Source organism: Streptomyces lavendofoliae, assembly GCF_014649735.1.
In the GTDB taxonomy this organism is placed as follows: Bacteria; Actinomycetota; Actinomycetes; order Streptomycetales; family Streptomycetaceae; genus Streptomyces; species Streptomyces lavendofoliae.
This window is the reverse complement of record NZ_BMTP01000004.1, coordinates 1-25,001: the sequence shown is the minus strand read 5'-3', so window position 1 is coordinate 25,001 and position 25,001 is coordinate 1. Positions and strand designations below refer to the sequence as shown.

General features: G+C 71.6%; 25 protein-coding genes. 16 read left to right on the top strand and 9 right to left on the bottom strand.

The window, feature by feature from the left end; all coding sequences use genetic code 11:
- The first annotated feature begins 112 nt into the window (after positions 1 to 112).
- The 7 genes from IE109_RS08510 (at position 113) to pstB (ending at position 8,449) form a co-directional block, all read left to right on the top strand.
- Positions 113 to 2,338: an RNA degradosome polyphosphate kinase gene (locus tag IE109_RS08510; RefSeq protein WP_189550169.1), complete on the top strand. Its 2,226-nt coding sequence runs from the start codon at positions 113 to 115 to the stop codon at positions 2,336 to 2,338.
- Positions 2,325 to 3,269: a CHAD domain-containing protein gene (locus IE109_RS08505; protein WP_189550168.1), complete on the top strand. Its 945-nt coding sequence runs from the start codon at positions 2,325 to 2,327 to the stop codon at positions 3,267 to 3,269. Before IE109_RS08510 ends, IE109_RS08505 begins: the two co-directional genes overlap by 14 nt.
- On the top strand, positions 3,266 to 3,667 hold the full coding sequence (locus IE109_RS08500; protein ID WP_308431341.1) for an NUDIX hydrolase: 402 nt from the start codon (positions 3,266 to 3,268) through the stop codon (positions 3,665 to 3,667). The genes IE109_RS08505 and IE109_RS08500 overlap by 4 nt, the downstream gene beginning before the upstream one ends.
- Positions 3,668 to 4,343: 676 nt before the next feature.
- A complete protein-coding gene (gene pstS, locus IE109_RS08495; protein ID WP_189550167.1) occupies positions 4,344 to 5,474 on the top strand; it encodes a phosphate ABC transporter substrate-binding protein PstS in 1,131 nt (376 codons plus the stop codon).
- 107 nt (positions 5,475 to 5,581) lie between these two features.
- Positions 5,582 to 6,571 (top strand): phosphate ABC transporter permease subunit PstC, encoded by a 990-nt coding sequence (gene pstC, locus IE109_RS08490; protein ID WP_189550166.1) that lies wholly within the window; start codon positions 5,582 to 5,584, stop codon positions 6,569 to 6,571.
- A complete protein-coding gene (pstA, locus tag IE109_RS08485; protein WP_189550165.1) occupies positions 6,571 to 7,650 on the top strand; it encodes a phosphate ABC transporter permease PstA in 1,080 nt (359 codons plus the stop codon). The genes pstC and pstA overlap by 1 nt, the downstream gene beginning before the upstream one ends.
- 22 nt (positions 7,651 to 7,672) lie before the next feature.
- Positions 7,673 to 8,449: a phosphate ABC transporter ATP-binding protein PstB gene (gene pstB, locus IE109_RS08480; protein WP_189550164.1), complete on the top strand. Its 777-nt coding sequence runs from the start codon at positions 7,673 to 7,675 to the stop codon at positions 8,447 to 8,449.
- Positions 8,450 to 8,627: 178 nt separating this feature from the next.
- On the opposite strand, the gene IE109_RS08475 is transcribed toward pstB, so the two are convergent.
- Entirely contained in the window at positions 8,628 to 9,626 is a 999-nt protein-coding gene (locus IE109_RS08475; RefSeq protein ID WP_189550163.1) for an inorganic phosphate transporter, read from the bottom strand.
- A gap of 5 nt (positions 9,627 to 9,631) precedes the next feature.
- Entirely contained in the window at positions 9,632 to 10,252 is a 621-nt protein-coding gene (locus tag IE109_RS08470) for a DUF47 domain-containing protein (RefSeq protein WP_189550162.1), read from the bottom strand.
- A gap of 192 nt (positions 10,253 to 10,444) precedes the next feature.
- On the opposite strand from IE109_RS08470, the gene IE109_RS08465 reads away from it, so the two are divergent.
- Positions 10,445 to 10,798 (top strand): metal-sensitive transcriptional regulator, encoded by a 354-nt coding sequence (locus IE109_RS08465; protein WP_189550161.1) that lies wholly within the window; start codon positions 10,445 to 10,447, stop codon positions 10,796 to 10,798.
- A gap of 20 nt (positions 10,799 to 10,818) precedes the next feature.
- Here the strand turns inward: IE109_RS08465 and IE109_RS08460 are convergent, their stop codons facing one another.
- Positions 10,819 to 11,004, bottom strand: a complete 186-nt coding sequence (locus tag IE109_RS08460; RefSeq protein ID WP_189550160.1) for a hypothetical protein — start codon at positions 11,002 to 11,004, stop codon at positions 10,819 to 10,821.
- An 85-nt stretch (positions 11,005 to 11,089) separates the two neighbouring features.
- On the bottom strand, positions 11,090 to 11,902 hold the full coding sequence (locus IE109_RS08455; protein WP_189550159.1) for an SCO4651 family lipoprotein: 813 nt from the start codon (positions 11,900 to 11,902) through the stop codon (positions 11,090 to 11,092).
- A 129-nt stretch (positions 11,903 to 12,031) separates the two neighbouring features.
- Here IE109_RS08455 and IE109_RS33055 point away from each other — a divergent pair, with 129 nt between their 5' ends.
- Positions 12,032 to 12,217: a hypothetical protein gene (locus tag IE109_RS33055; RefSeq protein ID WP_229890786.1), complete on the top strand. Its 186-nt coding sequence runs from the start codon at positions 12,032 to 12,034 to the stop codon at positions 12,215 to 12,217.
- A 74-nt stretch (positions 12,218 to 12,291) separates the two neighbouring features.
- On the opposite strand, the gene IE109_RS08450 is transcribed toward IE109_RS33055, so the two are convergent.
- From IE109_RS08450 to IE109_RS08440, 3 genes are all read right to left on the bottom strand, one after another.
- Entirely contained in the window at positions 12,292 to 13,017 is a 726-nt protein-coding gene (locus tag IE109_RS08450) for a phosphatase PAP2 family protein (RefSeq protein WP_189550158.1), read from the bottom strand.
- 138 nt (positions 13,018 to 13,155) lie between these two features.
- Positions 13,156 to 14,169, bottom strand: coding sequence for a C40 family peptidase (locus IE109_RS08445; protein WP_189550157.1), 1,014 nt, complete (start codon positions 14,167 to 14,169; stop codon positions 13,156 to 13,158).
- 162 nt (positions 14,170 to 14,331) lie between these two features.
- On the bottom strand, positions 14,332 to 15,222 hold the full coding sequence (locus IE109_RS08440) for an NAD(P)-dependent oxidoreductase (protein ID WP_268251463.1): 891 nt from the start codon (positions 15,220 to 15,222) through the stop codon (positions 14,332 to 14,334).
- Between the two features lie 104 nt (positions 15,223 to 15,326).
- Between IE109_RS08440 and IE109_RS08435 the strand changes: the two genes are divergently transcribed.
- The 7 genes from IE109_RS08435 (at position 15,327) to IE109_RS08405 (ending at position 23,315) form a co-directional block, all read left to right on the top strand.
- Positions 15,327 to 15,896 carry a TetR/AcrR family transcriptional regulator gene (locus IE109_RS08435; protein WP_189550156.1) on the top strand — a complete coding sequence of 190 codons (570 nt, stop codon included), beginning with the start codon at positions 15,327 to 15,329 and terminating at the stop codon, positions 15,894 to 15,896.
- A gap of 269 nt (positions 15,897 to 16,165) precedes the next feature.
- Entirely contained in the window at positions 16,166 to 16,474 is a 309-nt protein-coding gene (locus IE109_RS08430) for a DUF8827 family protein (RefSeq protein ID WP_017945892.1), read from the top strand.
- A 99-nt stretch (positions 16,475 to 16,573) separates the two neighbouring features.
- Positions 16,574 to 17,422 (top strand): DUF8175 domain-containg protein, encoded by an 849-nt coding sequence (locus tag IE109_RS08425; protein ID WP_189550155.1) that lies wholly within the window; start codon positions 16,574 to 16,576, stop codon positions 17,420 to 17,422.
- Positions 17,412 to 18,785 carry a hypothetical protein gene (locus IE109_RS08420; RefSeq protein ID WP_189550154.1) on the top strand — a complete coding sequence of 458 codons (1,374 nt, stop codon included), beginning with the start codon at positions 17,412 to 17,414 and terminating at the stop codon, positions 18,783 to 18,785. The genes IE109_RS08425 and IE109_RS08420 overlap by 11 nt, the downstream gene beginning before the upstream one ends.
- On the top strand, positions 18,782 to 20,335 hold the full coding sequence (locus IE109_RS08415; protein ID WP_189550153.1) for an SCO6880 family protein: 1,554 nt from the start codon (positions 18,782 to 18,784) through the stop codon (positions 20,333 to 20,335). The genes IE109_RS08420 and IE109_RS08415 overlap by 4 nt, the downstream gene beginning before the upstream one ends.
- Positions 20,336 to 20,350: 15 nt before the next feature.
- Positions 20,351 to 21,757, top strand: coding sequence for an ATP-binding protein (locus IE109_RS08410; protein ID WP_189550152.1), 1,407 nt, complete (start codon positions 20,351 to 20,353; stop codon positions 21,755 to 21,757).
- Between the two features lies 1 nt (position 21,758).
- Positions 21,759 to 23,315 (top strand): P-loop NTPase family protein, encoded by a 1,557-nt coding sequence (locus IE109_RS08405; protein WP_189550151.1) that lies wholly within the window; start codon positions 21,759 to 21,761, stop codon positions 23,313 to 23,315.
- Here IE109_RS08405 and IE109_RS08400 read toward each other — a convergent pair.
- Positions 23,305 to 23,871, bottom strand: a complete 567-nt coding sequence (locus tag IE109_RS08400) for a GNAT family N-acetyltransferase (RefSeq protein WP_189550150.1) — start codon at positions 23,869 to 23,871, stop codon at positions 23,305 to 23,307. The two genes, IE109_RS08405 and IE109_RS08400, sit on opposite strands and share 11 nt — an antisense overlap.
- 59 nt (positions 23,872 to 23,930) lie before the next feature.
- Positions 23,931 to 24,800, bottom strand: coding sequence for an aminoglycoside phosphotransferase family protein (locus IE109_RS08395; protein ID WP_189550149.1), 870 nt, complete (start codon positions 24,798 to 24,800; stop codon positions 23,931 to 23,933).
- Positions 24,801 to 25,001 lie beyond the last annotated feature (201 nt).

The window sequence follows — 25,001 nt, the reverse complement described above, 5'->3', positions numbered from 1 at the left end:
TCACCGTTACCGACCATTCAGACACGCTTGCGAAGCTCGCTCAATGAAGCCCGCCGTGCCCCCGGCCCGCTCCGACGCGCTTGACCAGCCCATCGCGCGGAAGAATGGTGCCATGAGCCAGCAGCCCGCCGAGGTCCAGAGCCCGCAGTCCCAGCCGTCCGTCGGCTCCATAGCCGCGCACCGGCCGCACACCGTGGCCCACGGGCCGGTGTCCGACCTGGCGCGCGATCTCGACGCCGATCTCGACTCCTACGAGGACGACGGCACCGGCGCCGAATTGCCGGCCGGCCGCTTCCTGGACCGTGAGCGCAGCTGGCTGGCGTTCAACGAAAGGGTGCTGGAACTCGCCGAGGACCCGGCGACCCCCCTTCTCGAACGGGCGAACTTCCTCGCGATCTTCGCCTCGAACCTGGACGAGTTCTTCATGGTGCGCGTGGCCGGCCTCAAGCGCCGCATCGCCACCGGCGTCGCCACCCGCTCCGCGTCCGGGCTCCAGCCCCGCGAGGTGCTCGACCTGATCTGGACCCGGTCGCGGGAGCTCATGGCCCGGCACGCGGCCTGCTTCCAGCAGGACATCGCCCCCGCCCTGGCCGACGAGGGCATCCACCTCATCCGCTGGCCCGAGCTGACCGAGAAGGAGCAGGCGCGGCTGTTCACGCTGTTCCGCCAGCAGATCTTCCCGGTCCTCACCCCGCTCGCCGTCGACCCGGCGCACCCCTTCCCCTACATCTCGGGCCTCTCCCTCAACCTGGCCGTCGTCGTGCGCAACCCCGTCAGCGGGCACCGCCACTTCGCCCGCGTCAAGGTCCCGCCGCTGCTCTCCCGCTTCCTCGAAGCCTCCCCGCAGCGCTACGTCCCGCTCGAGGACGTCATCGCCGCGCACCTGGAGGAGCTGTTCCCGGGCATGGAGGTGCTGGCGCACCACATGTTCCGCGTGACCCGCAACGAGGACCTGGAGGTCGAGGAGGACGACGCCGAGAACCTCCTCCAGGCCCTGGAGAAGGAGCTGATGCGGCGCCGCTTCGGGCCGCCGGTGCGCCTGGAGGTCGAGGAGTCGATCGACCCGTACGTCCTCGACCTCCTCGTCCGCGAGCTGAAGGTCTCCGACGCCGAGGTGTACCCGCTGCCCGGACCGCTCGACCTGACGGGCCTGTTCGGCATCTCCGCCCTGGACCGGCCCGAGCTGAAGTACCCCAAGTTCGTCGCCGGCACTCACCGCGACCTCGCGGAGGTCGAGTCGGCGTCCGCGCCCGACATCTTCGCCGCCGTACGCGAACGCGACGTGCTCCTGCACCACCCCTACGACTCCTTCTCCACCTCCGTCCAGGCATTCCTGGAACAGGCGGCCGGCGACCCGGACGTCCTGGCCATCAAGCAGACGCTGTACCGCACCTCCGGCGACTCCCCGATAGTCGACGCCCTCATCGACGCGGCCGAGTCGGGCAAGCAGGTCCTCGTCCTCGTTGAGATCAAGGCCCGCTTCGACGAGCAGGCCAACATCAAATGGGCCCGCAAGCTGGAGGAGTCCGGCTGCCACGTCGTGTACGGCCTCGTCGGCCTGAAGACCCACTGCAAGCTGTCGCTCGTCGTCCGCCAGGAAGGCGACACGCTGCGCCGCTACAGCCACGTCGGCACCGGCAACTACCACCCCAAGACGGCCCGCCTGTACGAGGACCTCGGCCTGCTGACCGCCGACCCGCAGGTCGGCGCGGACCTGTCCGACCTGTTCAACCGGCTCTCGGGCTACTCGCGCCGCGAGACCTACCGCCGGCTCCTCGTCGCGCCCAAGTCGCTGCGCGACGGCCTGGTCTCCCGCATCAACAAGGAGATCGTCCACCACCGCGCCGGACGGCCCGCCCACGTCCGCATCAAGGTCAACTCGATGGTCGACGAGGCCGTCATCGACGCCTGCTACCGGGCCTCGCAGGCCGGCGTACCGGTGGACATCTGGGTGCGCGGCATCTGCGCCGTACGCCCGGGAGTGGCCGGCCTGTCGGAGAACATCCGCGTCCGGTCCGTCCTCGGCCGCTTCCTGGAACACTCCCGGATCTTCGCCTTCGGCAACGGCGGCGAGCCCGAAGTCTGGTTCGGCAGCGCCGACATGATGCACCGCAACCTCGACCGCCGCATAGAGGCACTGGTACGGGTCTCCGACCCGGCCCACCGGGCCGCCCTCAACCGGCTGCTGGACACCGGCATGGCCGACACGACCTCGTCCTGGCACCTCGGACCGGACGGGGAATGGACGCGGCACGCGACCGACCACGACGGCCAGCCACTGCGGCACGTCCAGGAGATGCTGATCGACGCGCGGAGGCGCCGACGTGCTCAACCCTGACCATCACCTCAGGCCCGGTTCGGCGGGCGAGGTCCTGTCGCCCTACCTCCACGCCCGGGCCGCGGACTTCCTCCGCAGCCTGCGCCACCACACCGAGTGCGGCGCGGACACGGCGGGCGCCGAGGAGGCCACCCGGGGGCTGCGCGCCGCCGCCCGCCGCATCAGCGGCACGCTGCACACCTTCCGGCCGCTGCTGGACCCCGCCTGGGCCGACCAGCTGCGCGCCGAACTCGCCTGGCTGTCCGGCACGCTGGCCGCCGAGCACGCCTGTACGTCACGGCTCGTCCGGCTCGTCGACGCCCTGGGCCGGCTGTCGGGCGGCACGGCCACGGTGCCTGCCCCCAGGAGCGGTGGCTCCGGCTCCCAAGCCATGGCCGTGGGCGCCGCCCGGGCGGGTGCGCTGCTGGAGCGGCAGCTCACCCTGGCCAGGACCCGCGCCCACTCCGCCGCGCTCCAGGCGCTGGGCTCGTCCCGGTTCCACGCGGTCGCCGACGCGGTGGCGCTGCTGGCCTCGGAGGTGCCCCTGGGCCCCGCCGCCGCCGCGCCGGCCCGCGAGGTGCTCGGCCCGCAGGCGGAGGCCGTCGAGCGGCGCCTGCTGGACGCGGTGGCCGCGCTGCCCATGGCCCCCGCGGTGGGCGGCGAGCAGCTCGACGGGCCCTGGCACCAGGTACGGCTCCTGCTGCGGCTGCACCGGTACGCGGGCGAGGTGCGGGGCGCGGAGCCGCGGCTGTACGAGGCCGGCCGGGCGCTGGACCGCCACCGGGACGCTGCCGAGGCCGCGACCGCCGCCGCGACGGCCGCGCGGACGCCGCGCATCGCCCCCGCGACGGCGTACGCGCTCGGAGTGCTGCACGCCGACCAGCGGCACGACGTGGAGGCGGCGCGGCACGCCTTCCAGCGGGCCTGGCGGCGTACGGCGGTGACGACGTGATCCGGGCGGCGGGCTGCGTGCTGTGGCGCCACGCTCCGGCCGGCGCCGGGATCGAGCTGGCGGTGATCCACCGCCCCAAGCACGGGGACTGGTCGCTGCCGAAGGGCAAGCTGGAGCCGGGCGAGCAGTCGCGCGAGGCGGCGGTCCGCGAGGTGCTGGAGGAGACCGGCATGACCTGCGCCCCCGGCGCGGAACTGCCGACCGCGCGGTACGAGGTCGCGGGCCGCGCCAAGGAGGTCCGCTACTGGGCGGCCGAGGCCACGGGCGGCGGTTTCCGCCCCAACCGGGAGGTCGACGAACTGCTCTGGCTCGCCCCCGACGCGGCCCTGACCCGCCTGACGTACGCCAAGGACAAGGACCTCGTCACCGCGTTCCTGGCCACCGGCCCCGCCGCCTGACGCGCCGCCCGCCCGCGCTGCCGTCGCCGCCGGCCCCTGCGCGGGCAACCCTGCACGGCTCCACCCCGGTCGTGCGCGGTCCGCGGGCCGGTGGCGCGGCCTCGTGTCGATGCGTGGCGGTCCGCGGGCCGGTGGCGGGTTGCGCCTGGGCACGGCCGGAGGGGCCGAACAGGGGGTCGCCTCTGCGAGGGGGCTCGGCGCCGAGGGACGGCAACGCGCAGGCCGCACGCCCCGCCGAGGACTCGCACCGCACGGCCGGAGGCGCAACGCGCCCGGCTCACACCCCCGGGTTACCGCCCTACCCGGGGCGCGCCCCCCTCCCGGGTGGTCCGCGCCCCGCCCCGCGTACCGCACGCACCGGCGTACGCCCCCGCCCCCGCGCCCACCGGGCGCCCCCGCGCGGCCCGCAGCACACGGTCGCGCCCCGCACAAGGGGTACCACCGGGCGGCGCCGCGCCCGGGGAAAATGACCCGCACGGTGCCTCACCACGGCTTCCGTCACGGTTCACCTGCCGTTCACTCTCCTCCGTCGGCCACTTCACCTGTTCTGCCTAATTTCGGCCTTGCACGGTGAACGGCGCCGCCCGCACGGGACGCGCCGCCCGTCATCCACTCCCCGACACACGCCGCCCACCACGCACACCGGACCGGCGGCTTCTGGAAGGAACACCCGAAAGTGAAGCTTCAGCGCAAGAACGGGCTTCGCGCCACCGCGCTCGGCGCCCTCGCCGTCTCCGGCGCCCTGGTCCTCACGGCGTGTGGTTCGGACGACAACACCGGCGCCTCCACCGGCGGCAAGAAGACCGGGGCCGCGTCGAACATCGCGTGCGAGGGCGCCAAGGGCCAGCTGCTGGCCTCCGGCTCGTCCGCGCAGAAGAACGCGATGGACCTGTGGGTCAAGAACTACATGGCCGCCTGCACGGGCGTGGAGGTCAACTACAAGTCCTCCTCCTCCGGCGAGGGCATCGTCGCCTTCAACCAGGGCACCGTCGGCTTCGCCGGTTCGGACTCCGCGCTGAAGCCGGACGAGGTCACCGAGTCCAAGAAGATCTGCAAGGGCGGCCAGGGCATCAACCTCCCGATGGTCGGCGGCCCGATCGCGATCGGTTACAACCTGCCCGGCGTGAAGGACCTCGTCCTCGACGCCCCCACCATCGCCAAGATCTTCAACGACAAGATCAAGAAGTGGGACGACGCGGCGATCGCCAAGCTCAACCCGAACGCCAAGCTCCCGAGCACGCCGATCCAGGCCTTCCACCGCTCCGAGGACTCCGGCACCACGCAGAACCTGGGCAAGTACCTCGGCAAGGCCGCCAAGGCGGACTGGCCGTACGAGGCCGAGAAGAAGTGGCCCGCCCCCGGCGGTCAGGCCGCGTCCGGCTCGTCCGGCGTCGCCGCCCAGGTGAAGCAGGCCGAGGGCGCCATCGGCTACTTCGAGCTGAGCTACGCCACCTCGCAGAGCATCCCGACCGTCCAGATCGACACCGGCGCCTCCGCCCCGGTCGCGGCCACCTCGGAGAACGCCTCCAAGGCCATCGCCGCCGCCAAGGTCAAGGGCACCGGCAAGGACCTGGCGCTCGACCTGGACTACGCCACCAAGTCCGAGGGCGCGTACCCGGTCGTCCTGGTGACGTACGAGGTCGTCTGCGACACCGGCAACAAGCCCGAGACGCTGAGCACCGTCAAGTCCTTCCTGACCTACACCTCCTCCGAGGAGGGCCAGAAGGTCCTCTCCGAGGCCGGCTACGCCCCGATCCCGGCCGAGATCAACGCCAAGGTCCGCGAGACCGTCAAGGGCCTGTCCTGACCGAGGGCCGGCCCGGCCGCTCGCCGGGCCGGCCCCCACCCCCATCCGGTGCACCGCCGCCAGGGGAGCCGCCACCGCGGACTTCCCCCACACAGACCGGAAAGACCATGGCTATAACGACTGACAACGCGCCGGCTCCGCCGGTCGCCGGAAAGCCGGGCCCCACCTCGACAGGCCGCGCGGGCGACAAGATCTTCCTGGGCCTCTCCCAGGGCTCCGGCATCCTGCTCCTGGTGATCATGGCGTCGATCGCCGTGTTCCTCACGTACCGCGCCTCGCTCGCCCTGGCCGAGAACGACGGCAACTTCCTCACCACCTTCGACTGGAACCCGGCCGGCGACCCGCCCGTCTTCGGCATCGCGGTCCTGCTGTTCGGCACGATCGTCAGCTCGCTCGTCGCCATGGTGATCGCCGTCCCCATCGCCGTCGGCATCGCACTGTTCATCTCGCACTACGCGCCCCGCAGGCTGGCCGCGCCCCTCGCGTACGTCGTCGATCTGCTGGCCGCCGTGCCGTCGATCATCTACGGCATCTGGGGCGCCCTCTTCCTCGTCCCGTACCTGGAGGGCCTGAACCTCTGGCTGGACGAGTTCCTCGGCTGGACGTACCTGTTCGAGAAGACCGAGGTCGGCGTCGCCCGTTCGCTGTTCACCGTGGGCATCCTGCTCGCGATCATGATCCTGCCGATCGTGACCAGCGTCAGCCGCGAGGTCTTCCTCCAGGTGCCGCGCATGAACGAGGAGGCCGCCCTGGCCCTCGGCGCCACCCGCTGGGAGGTCATCCGCCTGTCCGTCCTGCCGTTCGGCCGCTCCGGCGTCATCTCCGCCTCGATGCTGGGCCTCGGGCGGGCGCTCGGCGAGACGATGGCCGTCGCGACGGTCCTGTCCCCGAGCTTCGTGATCTCGCTGCACCTGCTCAACCCGGGCGGCGGTACGTTCGCCCAGAACATCGCCGCGAAGTTCGACGAGGCCAACGAGCTCGGGCGCGACGCCCTGATCGCCTCCGGCCTGGTGCTCTTCGTCCTCACCCTGCTGGTCAACGGCGCGGCCCGCCTGATCATCGCGCGCCGCAAGGAGTACTCGGGGGCGAACGCCTGATGAGCAACGTGATCCAGGACGCGACCCCCGCCCAGGCCGCCCGCGGCCTGAGCAAGGGCACTCTCAGCCAGCGCCACCTGCCGCGCTGGGCACCGGCCGGCTTCGCCGCCGTGTCGATCGCCCTCGGCGTCGCCGTCGGCGCGGGCGCCGGTCTGCACAGCCGCATCCAGTGGGGCCTGATCGCGGCCGCCCTGTTCGTCGTCGTCTCCTACGTGGTGACCTCGGCCGTGGAGAACCGGCGCCAGGCCAAGGACCGGCTCGCCACCAGCGTCGTCTGGGTGTGCTTCCTCCTCGCCGTCGTGCCGCTGCTGTCCCTGATCTGGACGACGGTCGGCCGGGGCGTCAAGGTCCTCGACGGCTACTTCCTCACCCACTCCATGGCCGGTGTCCCCGGCTTCGAGACCGGCGGCGGTGTCTACCACGCGCTGATCGGCACGCTGGAGCAGGTCGGCCTCGCCACCCTCGTCTCCGCCCCCATCGGCCTGCTCACGGCCGTCTACCTCGTCGAGTACGGCAAGGGCGCGCTCGCCAAGGCCGTCACGTTCTTCGTCGACGTCATGACCGGCATCCCGTCGATCGTCGCCGGCCTCTTCATCCTCTCGATCATGCTGATCGCGGGCCTGGCGCCGTCCGGCCTCATGGGCGCGCTGGCGCTGGCGATCCTGATGATCCCGGTCGTGGTCCGCTCCACCGAGGAGATGCTCAAGCTCGTCCCCAACGAGCTGCGCGAGGCGGCGCTCGCCCTCGGCGTACCGAAGTGGCGCGTCATCCTGAAGGTCGTCATCCCGACGGCGATCGGTGGCATCACCACCGGCGTGATGCTCGCGATCGCCCGCATCGCCGGCGAGACCGCCCCGATCATGCTGTTGGTCTTCGGCAGCCAGCTGATCAACACCAACCCCTTCGAAGGTGCCCAGTCCTCGCTCCCCTTCTACATCTGGGAGCAGTACCGGGTCGGCAGCGAGGCGTCGTACGACCGCGCCTGGGCCGCCGCCCTCGTCCTGATCGCCTTCGTCATGATCCTGAACCTGGTCGCCCGCGGCATCGCCCGCTGGAAGGCCCCGAAGACCGGCCGCTGAGGCCACCCCGGAAGTGAGTGAAATGGCCAAGCGAATCGACGTCAGCGGCCTCACCGCCTATTACGGCTCCCACAAGGCGATCGACGACATCTCCATGACCGTCGAGCCCCGCTCCGTGACGGCCTTCATCGGCCCGTCCGGCTGCGGCAAGTCCACCTTCCTGCGCACCCTGAACCGGATGCACGAGGTCACCCCCGGTGGCCGCGTCGAGGGCAAGGTGATGCTGGACGACGAGAACCTGTACGCCAAGGACGTGGACCCCGTCACCGTGCGCCGTACGGTCGGCATGGTCTTCCAGCGCCCGAACCCCTTCCCGACCATGTCGATCTACGACAACGTGGCGGCGGGGCTGCGCCTGAACGGCTCGTACCGCAAGAGCGAACTCGCCGAGGTCGTCGAGCGCTCCCTCAAGGGCGCGAACCTCTGGAACGAGGTCAAGGACCGCCTCAACAAGCCCGGCTCCGGGCTCTCCGGCGGCCAGCAGCAGCGCCTGTGCATCGCCCGCGCGATCGCGGTCGAGCCGGAGGTGCTGCTGATGGACGAGCCCTGCTCGGCGCTCGACCCGATCTCCACGCTGGCGATCGAGGACCTGATCAGCGAGCTGAAGGAGCGGTTCACGATCGTCATCGTGACCCACAACATGCAGCAGGCGGCCCGTGTCTCGGACCGCACGGCGTTCTTCAACCTGGCCGCGGTCGGCCAGCCCGGCAAGCTGGTCGAGATCGACGAGACGGAGCGCATCTTCTCCAACCCGTCGGTCCAGGCGACGGAGGACTACATCTCCGGCCGCTTCGGATAGTGGCCCCCGCCGGGGCCGTCCCGGCCGGCGCCCCCGCCCGGGGCGCGCCGGGGACGGGGACGCCCCGGGATGTACGTCCTGCGGTGCTGCATGGCGGTGCCACCGCAAGGCGAAGGGCCCGCCCCCTTGTCCCAGGGGGCGGGCCCGTTCACGTACCGCTCGTACGCGGCGCCGGCCGTCAGCCGAAGAACAGCTGGACCACGAAGAAGCTCACCGCGGCGACCAGCGCCGCCGCCGGCATGGTGATGAACCAGCCGAGGATGATGTTCTTCGCGACGCCCCAGCGCACCGCGTTCACCCGCTTCGTCGCGCCCACACCCATGATCGCCGAGGTGATCACGTGGGTCGTCGAGATCGGCGCGTGGAAGAGGAACGCCGAGCCGAACATGATCGACGCGCCCGTCGTCTCCGCCGCGAAACCCTGCGGCGGGTCCAGCTCGATGATCTTGCGGCCCAGGGTGCGCATGATGCGCCAGCCGCCGGCGTACGTACCCAGCGACAGCATCACCGCGCACGCGACCTTCACCCAGATCGGGATGGCGTCGCCCGCGTCCTGCACATCGGCGATGACCAGCGCCATCACCACGATGCCCATGGTCTTCTGCGCGTCCTGGAGGCCGTGGCCGAGCGCCATGCCCGCCGCGGAGACGGTCTGGGCGATACGGAAGCCCCGCTTCGCCTTGTGCGGGTTCGCCTTGCGGAAGAGCCACAGGATCACGCACATCACCAGGTAGCCGACCACCAGGCCGACCACCGGCGACACGAACATCGGAATGACGATCTTGTCGACGACACCGCCCCAGTAGACGGTGGTGCCGCCCGCCAGCGCCGCGCCGACCATGCCGCCGAACAGTGCGTGCGAGGACGACGAGGGAAGCCCGAAGTACCAGGTGATCAGGTTCCAGACGATCGCGCCGACCAGCGCCGCGAACAGGATGCCCATGCCGCGCTGGCCCTCGGGCGTCTGGATCAGGCCCTCGCTCACCGTCTTGGCGACACCGCTGCCCATGAAGGCACCGGCGAGGTTCATCACCGCGGCCATGGCGAGCGCCGCGCGGGGGGTCAGCGCCCGGGTGGAGACCGACGTGGCGATGGCGTTCGCCGAGTCGTGGAAGCCGTTCGTATATGTGAAGCCGAGCGCGACACCGATGGTCACGACCAGTGCGAAGGTGTCCACGAAGCTCAGGACTCCTTGACCGCGATGGTCTCCACCGTGTTGGCCACGTGCTCGAACGCGTCGGCGGCCTCTTCCAGCACGTCCACGATCTGCTTCAGCTTGAGCACCTCCATGGCGTCGTACTTGCCGTTGAAGAGGTGGGCCAGCAGCTTGCGGTGGATCTGGTCCGCCTGGTTCTCCAGCCGGTTGACCTCGATCCAGTACTCGGTGAGGTTGGTCATCGTCCGCAGGTGCGGCATGGCCTCGGCGGTCAGCTCGGCGGCCCGGGCCAGCACCTCGATCTGCTGCTCGACACCCTTCGGCAGCTCCTCCACGTTGTAGAGGACGACGAGGTCGACCGCCTCCTCCATGAAGTCCATGATGTCGTCGAGCGACGACGCGAGGGAGTAGATGTCCTCACGGTCGAACGGCGTGATGAAGGAGGAGTTCAGCTGGTGGAAGATCGCGTGGGTGGCGTCGTCGCCCGCGTGCTCCGCTGCCCGCATCCGCTCCGCGATCTCGGCCCGGGCGGAGTGTTCCGCGCCGAGCAGTTCCATCAGGAGTTTGGAGCCCGTGACGATGTTGTCCGCGGACGCGGAGAACATGTCGTAGAAGCTCGTCTCCCTGGGGGTCAGACGAAAGCGCACGTGGGGTCCTCTAGGTGCATGGGTTTCGGTCAGGCTGATGCTAGGCGCATCATCCGGCCACGGCTAACCGGCGTTCTTCAGTGTCGCCCATCAGGCACAGTGAACAGAACCGGCCCCCGCCCGCCGCGGCAAAGGATCGGTACCATATACCCACGCGGGGTATCCATTTCCCCAGGACAACGGGAGGACGCGATGACGACCACCGAGGCGGCCGGCCTTCCGGTCACGGAACAGGAAACCGCCGCTACGGACCACGACCACGGCGTGCACGGATACCACCAGCAGAAGAGCGAGCACCTCAAGCGCCTGCGCCGCATCGAGGGCCAGATCCGGGGCCTCCAGCGCATGGTCGACGAGGACGTCTACTGCATCGACATACTCACCCAGGTCTCCGCGTCCACCAAGGCCCTCCAGTCCTTCGCCCTCCAGCTCCTGGAGGAACACCTGCGGCACTGCGTCGCCGACGCCGCCGTCAAGGGCGGGGACGAGATCGACGCGAAGGTCGAGGAGGCGACGAAGGCCATCGCCCGCATGATGCGAACCTGAAGCGACTGGCGCGAAACCGCTCAACGGGGCGCGGCAGCATCGCCGCGCCCCTCGGGTATCACGTTGAGCACCTCGTCGATGAGGTCCGCGCTGAGCCGCTCCCCGTCCGCGGCGGACGCCGCGATCATCAGCTCACCGCACAGCTCGATCTCGGCGAGGGCCACGTGGTCCTGGACTGTCGTCGGAGTGGGCGGGGCCACGCGCATCACCTCTTTCTGCCGGGGTCGGCTTCCCAGCGTAGGGAGCGCGACACGCACCGCGCATGGCACGTCCGGACCATTCTTCCGATGGTCAGGCCCTGACCTTGCCGGAGTAGATGTCGTGTCGGGCCGGCAGCCGTACGGCGACGGGGACGCCGAACTCGTACAGCAGCGTCGTCGAGGAGACGGCGACCGTACGCCCCTGGTTGGCGAAACTGAACTGGTGGCGCACCTTGCGCAGCCGCCCCTCGCCGTCCAGGTACGCGTCGAACGGCACCGCGTCCCTGGCGAACCCTTTCGCCGCCGCCTCGAGCGCCCCCCGCACCTGTGGGGAGGCCGCCCGCGCCGCCCGGCCCAGGTCGCTGACCCCGCGGTAGTGGACGACCCGCACCCCGGCGAGCTCCTCCTCGCCGACGTAGCTCACGTCCCGCGCGCCGCGCAGCAGCTCGGCCGCGGCGGCCGGGTCGGTCGCCCCGCCGGTGACGAGGTTGCCGTCCTCCAGGGTGGTGGTGTCGACGCGGACCCACTTGTCGGCGGGGACACCGGCGCCGCGGTTCTTCATGTAGAGCGCGCCGGGCGCGAGGAGTTCGGTGATCGGGCGGTGCCCGTCCGCCCCGGAGGGGTCCTCGGGCAGGACGACCCTGAGCCGGCCGTGCCGTCTGACGAAGTCGTACGCGCCCTCGCCCCGGATGGTGACCCGTGTCCCGCCGGTCGCCATCTCCATGGACGTACGCGCCTTGGCGGTGCCCACCCGGGTCAGGGTGTCGGGGGCCCCGCGCACCGTGTCGCCGGGGTCCGCGCCGGGCGAGGCGTCGGCCGCCGCCGAGCATCCGCTGACGACCGCACCCACCACGGCGACCGCGACGGCGAACGTGCCGCCCCTGCGCCTCTGCTGCACCACCATCGCCTGCCAACCCCCAACACTGTGCCGCCGGCTGCCGGGGCCCCGCCCTCCCCGGGCCCTGGGGAGCCGAGGAGACCCCACCCACCTAACGAACGCCCGGGCGCGCCGTCACGCCGGTACCGTGGAGCCGTGCACGCGCATGATCAGACGCCCGCCGTCCCGGCCGTCCACAACGCCACGACCACCGAGCGTGGTTCGTTCGCCGTCGCCCGCTGCACCTGTGGCTGGGCCGGTCCCGCGAGACGGTCCAGGGACCGCGCGCGCGTGGACGCCGCGGAGCACACGGGACCACCGCCACCACCCGCCGGGGCCTGAGCGCCGGCCCGTACGGGGCGGGGGCCACCGGTACGCCGTCCCGGAGGGGGGCCGTCGGGCGGGGAAGACGGGCCCTAGGCCGCCAGGTCGTTCTCGTCGGGGCCCGAGGCGGAGCCGGAGCCGAGCCGGGGGTCGGCGATGTCCAGCGTCTCGTGCCGCTCCCACGCGGGCGCCCGGCGCGACCGTACGAGCCGGCCGGCCCTCCCGGAGCGGGCCACGGCCCGCACCAGCGGGGTCAGCAACGCGAGGGCGACGGGGGCGAGGAGCAGCGCCACCGCCGTGCCGAGGGCGAAGCCCCCGACGACGTCGGTCGGGTAGTGCACGCCCATGTAGACGCGGCAGAAGCCCTCGACGAGGGCGAGGCCGATGGCGGCGAGGCCGAAGCGGCGGTTGGCGACGAACACCCCGACGCCGATCGCCATGGCCATGGTGGCGTGGTCGCTCACGAACGAGAAGTCGGTCTTCCCGTCCACCAGCACCTCGAGCCCCTGGTGTTCCCTGAACGGCCGGGGCCGCTCCACGAACCCGCGGATGGGGATGTTGACGAGGAGGGCGACCCCGGCCGCGAGGGGGGCCCAGACCAGGCCCGCGACGGCCGCGACGGAGTCCTCCGGGCCACCGCGCCGGCGCACGCTCCACCAGCACCAGAGCACGACCAGCACCATCGCCAGCATGATCCCGTACTCGCCCGTGAACTCCATGACGCGGTCGAACCACGAAGGGGCGTCCTTCGCCAGGCCGTTGATGTCGTAGAGCAGGCCGACATCGGGGTTCGAACCGTCCGATGCGAGTCCAGCCATCTGCTGCGGCCCCTTGCCTTGTGTCACCCGGTCAGTGTCGCCATCGTCGGTCCAGGGAACGACCCGCAGGAGGGGTACGTTCCACTCTCCACGGAACGATCACGACGACGTTATCGAAGAGTGATACGTACGCGCAGCTCAGGGCCGTGCCGTGGGGAGCGCTTTCGCGCCATCCTCCGTCACGCGCGTGGCTCCGAAGTAGTCGGGGGTGTCGATCTTGTCGAACCGGATGACGGCCCCGGTGTACGGGGCGTTGATCATGTATCCGCCGCCCACGTACAGCCCCACGTGGCGGATGGCCCGCGAATTGTTCAAGTCATCCGAGAAGAAAACGAGATCGCCCGGCAGGAGCTCCTCGCGCGAGGGGTGCGGGCCCGCGTTGTATTGGTCGTTGGCGACGCGCGGCAGCTCGATGCCCACGGTCCGGTACGCGGCCTGCGTCAGCCCCGAGCAGTCGAACCGCCCCTGCTGCTCGGGCGTTCCGTTGCCGCCCCACAGATAGGGCGTGCCGAGCTTCTTCTGGGCGAAGTAGATCGCCCCGGCCGCCTGCCGTGACGGCTCGACCCGGCCAACGGGCCGCGCGAAGCTCTTCTCCAGCGAGCGGATGATCCGTACGTAGTTCTGCGTCTCGCTGATGCCCGGCACCCCGCCGGCCTTTATCACCCGGTAGGCACCGGCGTTGTAGGCGGCGAGCATGTTGTTCGTCCGGTCGCCGGGCACGTTCTTGACGTACCCGGCGAGCTCGCAGTCGTACGAGGCGGCCGACGGGATGGCGTCCGCCGGGTCCCACACGTCCCGGTCGCCGTCCTTGTCGCCGTCGATCCCGTGCGAGGCCCACGTGCCGGGGATGAACTGGGCGATGCCCCGCGCGTCGGCGTGGCTCACCGCCTTGGGGTTCCAGCCGCTCTCCTGGTACAGCTGCGCGGCGAGCAGGGCCGGGTTGATGGCGGGGCAGAGGTTGCCCCACCTCTGCACCAGCGGCTGGTACGCGGCGGGCACGGCGCCCTTCGCCAGCCCGACCGCCCCGTTGAGGGCGCCTCCGGCCCCGCCGAGCAGCCCGGCGGCGGCCGAGTACGTCCCGACGACCAGCAGCGCGACGAAGCTCACGCACGCCCCGACGGACACCCCGGCGACCAGCCACGCCTTACGCACCGTCAACCACCCCTCACGACATGGCCGTCCACCGAGCGCCAGTGTAGGCGGCGGGTCCCTCTTTCAGGGGGTGGTCGGGGTCACCATGGCGTACGGCCGACGCCCGTGCGCGGCCCCTCGGGAGCCGGCCGGGGCCCCCGGGAGGCGTCGACACGGCGCTCTCTACGGCCGCTTCAGGACCTCCACCAGGCTGGAGGCGCTGTCCGCGCCGTGCCCGGCGGCCACGCCGCGCCGGAAGACGTCCAGGAGGGCGGCCGGGAGGGTCGTGTCGGCGCCGGAGTCCTCGGCCGTGGCCAGGACGTGGGCGACGCTGGCGGCGCCCATGGCGAGCCGGTCGACGTCCCCGGTGTGGTCACCGGCGTCTACCCGGGGTGTGTAGAACTCCAGGAACCGCGTGACGTCCAGCGCGCCGACGGCGAGGGGCAGGACGTCGGCGGCCTTCAGCCCGTGGGCGTCGGCCATGGCGACGGCGTGCCAGTAGCTCGTCAGGGCGGGCCAGAACATCGCCATGTTGAGCTGGTAGAGCAGCGCGGCGAGGCCCGGGTCCTCACCGCGGTGCTCGGCGGCGGTCAGGACCTCCAGGGTGCCCCGGTGGGCGTCGAACGCCTCACGGGGGCCGCTGTAGAGGGTGGACGAGCCGGGGTCGCCGATGCCCTGGGGCGGGGTCAGGACGCCGCCGGTGAGCTGCGTGGCGCCCCGGGCGGCGGCCCAGGCGGCGGCCTCGCGCGCCTTGCCGGGGGTGTCGGAGGTGAGGTTGACGAGGACCCGGCCGGCGAACGCGGCGGGGTCGGCGCCGTCCAGTACGGCGTACACGGCCTCGTAGTCGGTGAGGCTCAGCACCACCAGCTCGGAGGCGGTGAGGGCCTCCTCGACGGTGCCGGCGCGGTGGGCGCCCCGCGCCACGAGGGCGTCGGCGCGGGAGGCGGTCCGGTTGAGGACGGTGACGGGGTGGCCCCGGTCGAGGTACGTCCCGGCCATGGCCCGGCCCATGGGGCCGAGGCCGATGACGGTGACGGGAGCGGGCGCGGGGGTGACGGGCGCGGTGCTGGGCACGGGGACTCCTGATATCTAGAACGAACGCTCTATCCAGAGGACGGACCGACCGTAGCACATCCCTAGAACGAACGCTCTACTCAGCGACTCGGTACGATCGCCCCATGCAGACCAGCACCCGTGACCGGATCGTCCTCGCCGCCGCCCGCCTCGTACAGCGCCAGGGATACGTCGGCACGGGCATCAAGCAGATCGCCAAGGAGGCCGACGCCACCCTGGGCTCCGTCTACCACTTCTTCCCCGGCGGGAAGGAGGCCGTCGCCGTCGCCGCGATCAAGCACGGCGACGAGGAGTTCGCGGCGATCCTGCGCGAGGCGCTGGACGGCGAGGAGGACCCGGCCGCCGCCGTCGAGGGCTGCGCCCGCTCGCTCGCCACCGCACTGCGCGCCTCGGGCTGGACCGACGGCTGCCCCGTCACCGCCGCCGCCTTGGAGACCCTCGGCACCGACTCCGAGATCCAGCGGGCCTGCGCCGACGCGCTCCGCGGCTGGCAGGACCTGGTCGCCGACCGACTCCTGCGCGCCGGCCTCGCCCGGCCCGACGCCCGCGAACTGGCCGGCACGATCATCAGCACCCTGGAGGGCGCCGAGGTGACCGCCCAGGTCACCCGCAGCGAGGAGCCCCTGCTCCAGGCCGGGCGCCAGCTGGCGCGCCTGGTGGCCACGTACCGCTGAGCACCGTCTCAACCGCCCCAAGAGTGCCGTAACGACAGTCATTGCCCGGAGTCACCCTCCGTGATACACAGAGTGACGATACGCGTACTCGCATCCGTCCGGCCCCCCGCCTTCGCAGGTCAGGGCGCCCGGACCGGTCAAAGGTGCGGGGATCGGGTAAAGAGACCAGCCAAGTCGGCGCACATGGGCGGTTTCATCAGCGAAGATAGTGCGGTGACCCGTGCCATGGGGCAGGGGCGACGAACTACCCAACAGGGGCGGTGAGTTACATGTACCTGGCGGCCGAAAAAGGCGACATCACCACCATCATTGGCGGAATCGCCCCCAACTGGGGGCCCTTCGGGAGCCTGGGGAACGAGGCCCGCGTGATGATCGAGGTGGTGATGGCCGTGGCCATCCTGCTGTGCCTCGGCATCGCGATCTGGGGCGCGGCCAAGCAGCGCATCGGCGCGACCGCGCTCCGGGACACGTTCAGCGCCGAGCAGGGCAAGGGGCTGATCGTGGCCGGCCTCACCGGGGTCTTCATCATCGGATCACTGGGAACGCTGTTCACCATCGTGTACGGAATGGCCGTCTGACCCTCCGCCAGGCGTTATCCCAGGCTCTCCCCTAGAGGCGCGCCACCTGATGTCCAGTCACCATACAGATCAGCGAACGGTTGAGGGGGCGTACCCGTCATGAGCCTCGGCGACGAGCACGGCGGCGCCAGCAGCACGGGAGGCGGTGGCACGGGGCAGACCCGTACCCGCCTGCCCGACAGCGGCGCCGGTGACGTCTACGGCGGCGTCTACGGCGGCGCCCGCCGCCCGGCCCGCAACTCGCGGTCGCTGATCACGGTGGTGGGCGTGGTGGTGCTGCTGATCGCCGCCATCGCCTTCGCGAACCGCGGCGGTGGCGGCGACGACACCCCCTCGGACGCCTCCGCCCAGCGCGACGCCGCCCCCACGGCCGCGACGGGCGTCAGGCCGGTGTCGGGCAAGAACGGCACCATCCCGGCGGGCTACGCCCACGACGAACAGGGAGCGCAGAGCGCGGCGGCGAACTACGCGGTGGCGCTGGGCTCCGACGGGATGTTCAACACGGAACGGCGTCGTGAGATCGTCCGGGCCATCGCGGACGCGAGCACACGGGACAAACTGCAATCGGGCTTCGATGCCGACTACTCGGAGGCGTTCCTCAGCCAGATCGGCCTGAAGGCGGACGGCAGCGCGCCATCCGGCTCCACTTTCGTGAACCGGACGCTGCCCGCCGGTACGAAGGTCAAGAACTTCACACCTGGCACCGCCGACGTCGAGGTCTGGTGCATGGGCCTTTTCGGCCTGACCGGAGAAACGTCCACCAAGCCGGTGACCAGCGGATGGTTCACCGTGAGTCTGAAGCTGAAGTGGAACGGCTCCGACTGGAAGGTGCTGGAGACGTCACAGAAGACCGGTCCCACCCCGGTCACCGGGGACAACCCCGTTTCGGGGTCCGACGAGATCGCCGGAGCGGTCAACGAATACGGAGGGTTCACGTATGCCCGGTAACCCTCGGCACCGTGGACGCTCCGTCCTCGTGACGCTGGCGGCCGTCCAGTCCGCCGTGTTCCTCCTCGCGGCAAGGGCCGCCGCGGCGCCCACTCCCACCCCGTCGCCCAGCCCGAGCGGCAACGGTTGCGGGCTCATCGCGGGTCCCGCACGCGACCTGTGCGAGACAGGCGACCCCGCCCCCGGCGCCCCTCGCTCCAACCCCGCCGACCCCACCGCCGCCCTCGACCCGCTCGCGTCCCTCGCGCGGGGCTGCGCCGACGCCGCCGCGTGGATCGTGGGCAAGCTCAGCGAGGCCGTGAAGAGCACCGCCGAGGTGGACTTCACCAACCCCAGGTTCCTCCAGCAGTACGCCGTCGTCTTCGCCGCCTCCACCGTCCTCACCCTCGTTCTGTGGCTCCTCGCGGTCGCCAAGCGCGCCATCCGGGGCGTGCCCCTGGCGACGGCGATGTCGGAGGCCATCGGCTTCCTGTGGCTCACCGTCCTGGCCTCCGCGTTCACCCCGCTCATCCTCTACACCGTCGTCTCGGCGACCGACGGCGTCACCGAGGTGATCGCCAGCGGCAGCGGCGGGCAGACCGACACGTTCTTCGGGACGTTCGCCGAGGCGCTCAAGAAGGGCGAGGGCATCGGCGGCGGGCCGATCATGCTGATCGTCGTGTCCCTGGTCTCGATCCTCGCGGCCGGCATCCTCTGGCTCGAGCTCGTCATCCGTGCCGCCCTGCTCTACGTCGGCGCGCTGCTCGGCACCGTGGTGTACGCCGGGCTGGTCGACAAGAACATGTGGGGACACGTCCGCCGCTGGGCCGGAATCATGATCGCGGTGGTCCTGGTCAAGCCGGTCATCGTCATCGTCCTCGGCCTCGCCGGGGCACTGTCATCCGACGACGGCCCCGACGCGTTCTCGGCCGTCGTGTCCGGCCTCGCCATCATCCTGCTGGCGATCTTCGCGTCGGCGATGATCTACCGCTTCGTCCCCGGCTTCGGCGACGAGATCGCCTCCGCCCGTACGAACCGCAAGCAGGCCACCGACGGCTCCCAGGCCGCCGCCGTCATCTCCTCGCCCGCCGCGCTCGTCTCACAGGGCATCAAGACCCACAGCAGCCGCAACCACCAGCGCGGCGGCGGTGGCGGCGGCAACACGCAGGCGGCGAGCGCCGTGTCCGGCGGCGTCGCCGCCCACAGCTCCCGCAACCAGCCCTCCGGCGGCACACCCGCCGGGAGCGGCGGCAACGGCGGATCCGTCCCCTCCGCCGCACCCCCGCCCCGCAGCCCGGGCACCAGCGGTACGCCGCACACCCACCGTAAGAGCAACACCGGCACAGGCAGCAGCACAGGAAGCACAGGAGGTGGAGGGCGTTGACGACCCAGTCCCAGACGATCACGCCCCGCCGCACGTATCTGATCGGCCGGGCCCGGCCGAACGCGATCGTCGGCAAGAACCGCGAGACCGGCGAGATCGCGCTGATCATCGCCGGCGCGTTCCTCGGCATGATGAGCGGGCTGCTGGTCCCCGTCCTGTCCCTGCGGATCGTGACGCTCATGGGGTTCCCCATGCTCGCGCTCGCCGCCGTGTACGTCCCGTACAAGGGCCGCACCTTCTACAAGTGGTTCGAGATCAACCGCAGCTACAAGCGCACCCTCCGCCAGGGCACCACCTACCGCTCCACGGCCATGGAGGCGGGCACCCGCCTCGACGGCCGCGAGATCGAGGTCGGCCCGCCCCCCGGCATCGGCCGCATCAACTGGCTCTCCGCCCCCTTCGGGCCCGACGAGATCGCCGTCCTGCTCCACGCCGACCGCCGCACCGTCACCGCCGCCATCGAGATCGAGGGACCCGGCGTCGGCCTGCGCGACAGCGAGGACCAGGAAGCCCTGGTGGACCGTTTCGGCACCCTCCTCAAGCACGTGGCCAACGGCGACGGCTTCGTCACCCGCCTCCAGATGCTCGCCCGCACCCTCCCCGCCGACCCCGACGCCCACGCCAAGGACGTCGCCCAGCGCGGCGACCCGAGCGCCCCCGGCTGGCTCCGCGACTCCTACGAGCAGCTCCAGTCCATGGTGTCGACCTCCAGCGAGCAGCACCGCGCGTACCTGGTCGCCTGCATGCACTACACCCGCGAACTGGCCGCCGAGGCCCACACCATGGCCCGCGCCGCCCGTCAGGCGACCGGCGGCCGCAAGCTCGACAAGGACGCCGGCCTCGCGGTCGTCATGGCCCGCGAGCTGACCGACATCTGCGCCCGCCTCGCCGAGGCCGACATCCGCGTCCGCCAGCCCCTCGGCCAGTCCCGCCTGGCGTCCCTCGTGCACTCCATGTACGACCCGGACCACCCCATCGACCACATCCAGGCGATGACGAAGCGAAACGCCTGGCCCGCCGAACTCGACGCCGTCGAACCGACGTACCTCCAGGCCAAGACCCGCGAGTCGTCGACCCGCGCACCCTGGTGCCACGCCACCGCGTGGGTCAAGGAGTGGCCGATGACCCCCGTCGGCGTGAACTTCCTCGCACCGCTCCTCGTCCACACCCCCGACGTCATCCGCACCGTCGCCGTCTGCATGGACCTCGAACCCACCGAGGTCGCCATCGAACGCATGCTGACCGAGAAGACCAACGACGAGGCCGAGGCCAGCCGCGCCGCCAAGATGAACCGCACCATCGACCCGCGTGACATCGCCGCCCACGGCCGGCTCGACCAGCGGGGTGAAGATCTCGCCAGCGGAGCGGCGGGAGTCAACCTCGTCGGGTACATCACTGTGTCGTCTCGTACGCCCGAGGCCCTGGCCAGGGACAAGCGGACGATCAGGGCCTCGGCCGGCAAGTCGTATCTGAAGCTGGAGTGGTGCGACCGCGAGCACCACCGGGCCTTTGTGAACACCTTGCCGTTCGCGACCGGCATCCGCCGATAGGGGCACCTGATCCTGATGCGAGATCCGCTGTCCGTCCTCACCGAGGCCTTCACCGCCTTCCTCTTCGGGAAGGTCGAGACGACCCGCCTTCCCGTCCGTACCTCGACGGGCCAGGCCCAGGCCGTCTACCTGCCGACCGCCGCGCCCGGCCTGGGCGACTCCGGCGTGATCATCGGGCGCGAGGTGTACAGCGGCAAGGGGTACATCTACGACCCGTTCCAGCTGTACGGCCAGCAGCTCCCCGCCCCGCACTGGCTGGTTCTCGGCGAGTCCGGCAACGGCAAGTCGGCGCTGGAGAAGACCTACGTCCTGCGTCAGCTGCGCTTCCGCGACCGACAGGTCGTCGTCCTCGACGCCCAGGGCGAGGACGGGGTCGGCGAATGGAACCTCATCGCGGAGGAACTGGGGATAACTCCCATCCGCCTCGACCCGGCCGCCGCCCTCAACGACGGCATCCGGCTCAACCCCCTCGACCCGTCGATCACCACCACCGGCCAGCTGGCGCTGCTCCGGACGATCATCGAGGTCGCGATGGGGCACGGCCTGGACGAGCGGTCCGGCTTCGCCCTCAAGGTCGCCCACGCGTACGTGAACCAGACCATCACCGACCGCCAGCCCGTCCTGACCGACATCGTCGAACAGCTGCGCCACCCGGAACCGGAGTCGGCGGCGGCGATGAACGTCGACATAGACGACGTACGGGCATGGGGCCTGGACGTCGCCCTCGTCCTCGACCGGCTCGTCGACGGCGACCTGCGGGGCATGTTCGACGGACCGACGACGGTCGGCATCGACCTCGACGCCCCGCTCATCGTCTTCGACCTCTCCCACATCGACCGCAACTCGATCGCCATGCCGATCCTGATGGCCATCGTCGGGGTGTGGCTGGAGCACACCTGGATCCGGCCCGACCGCAAGAAGCGCATCTTCCTGGTGGAGGAGGCGTGGCACATCATCAACAGCCCCTTCGTGGCCCAGCTGTTCCAGCGGCTGCTGAAGTTCGGCCGGCGCCTCGGCCTGTCCTTCGTGGCGGTGGTCCACCACCTCAGCGACGTCGTGGACGGGGCGGCGGCACGCGAGGCGGCGGCCATCCTCAAGATGGCGTCCACCCGGACCATCTACGCCCAGAAGGCCGACGAGGCACGGGCCACCGGCCGGGTCCTCGGCCTGCCCCGGTGGGCGGTGGAGATCATCCCCACCCTCACGCCGGGCATCGCCGTCTGGGACGTGAACGGCAATGTGCAGGTGGTCAAGCACCTGGTCACGGAGGCGGAGCGGCCCCTGGTCTACACGGACCGGGCGATGACGGAGTCGTCGTCCTCGCTGCCGGAGGACGTGCAGGCCGCCGAATGGGAGGCGGAGCAGCGCGCGGCCCTCATCGAACGGCAGATGAACGAGTCGTCCCAGTCGACGGTGGCGTGACATGGACCGCAAGGCCGAGGAGCGCGGCATCCCCGACGGCCTCCTGCTGGGGCTGCTGGGCTTCCTGCTGGGCGTGACGCTGCTGGCGTGGACGGCGACCGGGCTGTCGGGGCTGTTCGCGCACGGCGCGTGGCCCGACGAGGTGACGTTCGCCCGGACGCCGCTCGCGATACGGAGCCTGGTCTCCCAGCCCCAGGACCTGGCCGGGGCCTGGCCGGCCACCCCGGCGGCGCAGCTCTCGGGGTACGGGCTGTTCTGGGGCCTGTTCATCAGCGAGCTGCTCGTGCTGGTGGTGCTGGCCGTCTTCGTCGTCGGGACGCTCGCCCGCTGGCGCGCGGTCCGGGCGGCCGGAGCGGCACACGCCCGTGCGGCGGCGGCACGGCGGGACCCGGCACGGGTACCGGCCCGGGCGCCGACGGGTGACGAGGTGCCCGACGCGGTGCACGCCCCGGTGCCGGACACGCTACGGCGGCAGGCGCCTGCCACCGCGCCCCCCGCGGCGTACGGCACGGCGCCGGCCCCGGCGGACGCCCCGTACGCACCCGCGCCCCCGCCCACTCCCCCGCCCGTGGCGCCGCCGGCCCAGGTCGCGCCCGCCGCCCCCACAGCCGTACCGGAGGCACCACCGGCCGCCGCGCCCCGCCTCCTCTACGGCGACGCCACCACCCGTCGCCCGGCCGCCCGCAGGGCCGTCGAGGACGCGGCCGGACCCGCCCTGGTCGTCACATCCGACCCGGCCCTGTGGTCCGACACCAAGGACGCCCGCGCCAAGCTCGGCCCCGTGCTCGTCTATGACCCGGGCCACCTGTGCGACACACCCGCGCGGCTGCACTGGTCGCCCACCCAGGGCTGCGAGGACACCGCGACCGCCGCCGCCCGCGCTGCCGCCCTGCTCGCGCCGGTGCGCCCCCGGGCCCGTGTGGACGCCGCCGTCGCCGACACGGCCGAGACGCTCCTCCGCTGCTGGCTGCACGCCGCCGCCGTGGACGGACGCCCCTTCAAGCAGGTCCAGCGCTGGGCCCAGAACAACGGCGCCCACGAACCCGTACGCATCCTCCGTACGCACCCCAAGGCCACCAACAGCCACGCCGGCCTCCTCGAATCGGCCCTCACCGCGTACCCGGAACGGCGCGAGGTCGCCCAGGAGTTGGCCGTACGGGCACTGTCGTCCCTCTCCTCGGTCCATATCCGCGAGGCGTGCACACCGAATCGAACTGATTCGCTGGCACTGGAATCTTTCCTCGCCGAAGGGGGCACCCTTTATGTGGTGGGGGAACCGATCGAGGACCCGAGGACCCACCCGGGCGCGATGCCCCTGCTGACCGCGCTCGCCTCAGACGTGGTCGAGCACGGCCGCCGCATGGCCGCACGGTCATCCGCCGGTCGGCTCGACCCACCACTGACGCTCGTCCTCGACGACGTCGCGGCCGTGGCCCCCCTGCCGTCGCTGCCCGCCCTGCTGACCGCCGGTCAGGACCTCGGGCTCCCCGCCCACGTCCTGCTCCGCTCGGCCGAACAGGGCCGCGCCCGCTGGCCGGACCAGCCCCTCACCCCCTGACGGGCCGCCGGATCTCGTACTCCACCTCACGCGCGCCGCTGCCGTCGCCCTCCACGGGGAAGCCGACGCCCGTCGGTACGAAGCCGGCCTTCCGGTAGAAGGCCTCGGCCCGCCCGTTCCGCTCGTGCACGAACAGCCGTACGCGCTCCACCGAACCCCCGGCCGTCGACCACGACCACTCCACCGCGGCCCGGAACAGCGCCTCCGCGAGCCCGGCACCCCGCGCCCGGGGCCGTACGTACACCCCGACCACATGTGTCTGATCCGTCTCGGGAACCTCACCGAACACGGTCTCCCGCCCCGCCCGTTCGACCAGGACCGTCACCGTGCCGTCCCAGGACCCGTCCGGCGCCTCCGCGACGAACTGCCGGGCACTGTCGCTGCCTTCCGCCCCACGGCCCGCCCACTGCTCCCAGTGCTCGTCGTCGCGGGCGGACGCCGCCTCGTAGGTGTCGAGGAAGGCGAGCGGCGCCAGGGGGTCCCGGAGGGCGTCGAGGCGGATGTCCCGGGCCTTGGGCCACTCGTCGGCCCGGACCGTGCGTATGCGGTGTTCCATGACCGGATCCTGACCGCACCGGCCTGTCGCCGCAACGCATTTCGCCCTCGGCGCCGGCATCACCGCGGACCGAGCACCGCCCGGATCACATGCCGGGCGTTGGCTGCCATCGACGGGTTCGTCAGCCGGTGGTACGGCAGCGCGATCAACGCCTGCGAAAGCGTCCGCGCCCGCCCGCGCGCCCACGTCGCGTCATCGACGCCGAGCCTCTCCCGGAAGACCTCTCTCGCCCCGTCCGGCAGCAGGTTCCACGCGGGGAAGAGGTCGCAGGCCGGGTCGCCAACCCCCATGCACCCGAAGTCGATCACGGAGGTGAGCCTCCCCCGGTCGGCCAGCAGGTTGCCGGGCATCAGGTCGGCGTGCAGCCACACCGGCGGCCCGTCCCAGCCGGGCACCGCCAGCGCGGCCTCCCACACGGCCAGGGCGGCATCACAGTCCACGTCCTCCTCCGGAACGCCCCGCAGCGTCTCGATCGCCCGCCGCGTCCCCGCGTCGAGCGAACCGAGCGGCCCTCCCCGGTAGGCCGCCGGCGCGTCCGGCAGGTCGACGCCCCACATGGCGGCCACGAACTCCGCGAGGTCCCCGGCCAGCGACTCGGGCTCCACCACGGCACCCGCCCGCGGATGCTCCCCCTCCAGCCACCGGTACACCGACCACGGCCACGGAAAGCCCTCGGCGGGCTCTCCCGCCCCCAGCACCTCGGGGATGCCCGCCGGCAGCCGGGGCGCCAGCCGGGGCAGCCACGCCCGCTCCCGCGCCACGTCGGCCGCCCCGCCCTCGGTGAGCGGAAGCCTGACGACCATGTCCTCACCGAGCCGGTACACCGCGTTCACCGTGCCACCGGACGGAACCCGCCGCACCGCGAGCCCCGCCCACTGCGGGAACCGTCCCGCGATCAGCCGTCGCACGAGTTCGTCGTCGATGTGCATAACGTCATCCGACCGCCGCCCGCCGGAGCCCGTCAAACTCTTTTCGAGAACGCACTGGACGCACCGGAACGCACGAGAACGCACGGGAACGCAAAAAAGCCTCAGTCCCCGGACATGATGTCCGGGGACTGAGGCTAATGATTGTTCGGCGGCGTCCTACTCTCCCACAGGGTCCCCCCTGCAGTACCATCGGCGCTGAAA

Coding starts and splice junctions, on each gene's coding strand:
- IE109_RS08510 (WP_189550169.1), top strand. CDS start 113: ATGAGCCAGCAGCCCGCCGAGGTCCAGAGCCCGCAGTCCCAGCCGTCC.
- pstC (WP_189550166.1), top strand. CDS start 5,582: ATGGCTATAACGACTGACAACGCGCCGGCTCCGCCGGTCGCCGGAAAG.
- pstA (WP_189550165.1), top strand. CDS start 6,571: ATGAGCAACGTGATCCAGGACGCGACCCCCGCCCAGGCCGCCCGCGGC.
- pstB (WP_189550164.1), top strand. CDS start 7,673: ATGGCCAAGCGAATCGACGTCAGCGGCCTCACCGCCTATTACGGCTCC.
- IE109_RS08465 (WP_189550161.1), top strand. CDS start 10,445: ATGACGACCACCGAGGCGGCCGGCCTTCCGGTCACGGAACAGGAAACC.
- IE109_RS08460 (WP_189550160.1), bottom strand. CDS start 11,004: ATGCGCGTGGCCCCGCCCACTCCGACGACAGTCCAGGACCACGTGGCC.
- IE109_RS08455 (WP_189550159.1), bottom strand. CDS start 11,902: ATGGTGGTGCAGCAGAGGCGCAGGGGCGGCACGTTCGCCGTCGCGGTC.
- IE109_RS08450 (WP_189550158.1), bottom strand. CDS start 13,017: ATGGCTGGACTCGCATCGGACGGTTCGAACCCCGATGTCGGCCTGCTC.
- IE109_RS08435 (WP_189550156.1), top strand. CDS start 15,327: ATGCAGACCAGCACCCGTGACCGGATCGTCCTCGCCGCCGCCCGCCTC.
- IE109_RS08430 (WP_017945892.1), top strand. CDS start 16,166: ATGTACCTGGCGGCCGAAAAAGGCGACATCACCACCATCATTGGCGGA.
- IE109_RS08425 (WP_189550155.1), top strand. CDS start 16,574: ATGAGCCTCGGCGACGAGCACGGCGGCGCCAGCAGCACGGGAGGCGGT.
- IE109_RS08420 (WP_189550154.1), top strand. CDS start 17,412: ATGCCCGGTAACCCTCGGCACCGTGGACGCTCCGTCCTCGTGACGCTG.
- IE109_RS08410 (WP_189550152.1), top strand. CDS start 20,351: ATGCGAGATCCGCTGTCCGTCCTCACCGAGGCCTTCACCGCCTTCCTC.
- IE109_RS08405 (WP_189550151.1), top strand. CDS start 21,759: ATGGACCGCAAGGCCGAGGAGCGCGGCATCCCCGACGGCCTCCTGCTG.
- IE109_RS08400 (WP_189550150.1), bottom strand. CDS start 23,871: ATGGAACACCGCATACGCACGGTCCGGGCCGACGAGTGGCCCAAGGCC.
- IE109_RS08395 (WP_189550149.1), bottom strand. CDS start 24,800: ATGCACATCGACGACGAACTCGTGCGACGGCTGATCGCGGGACGGTTC.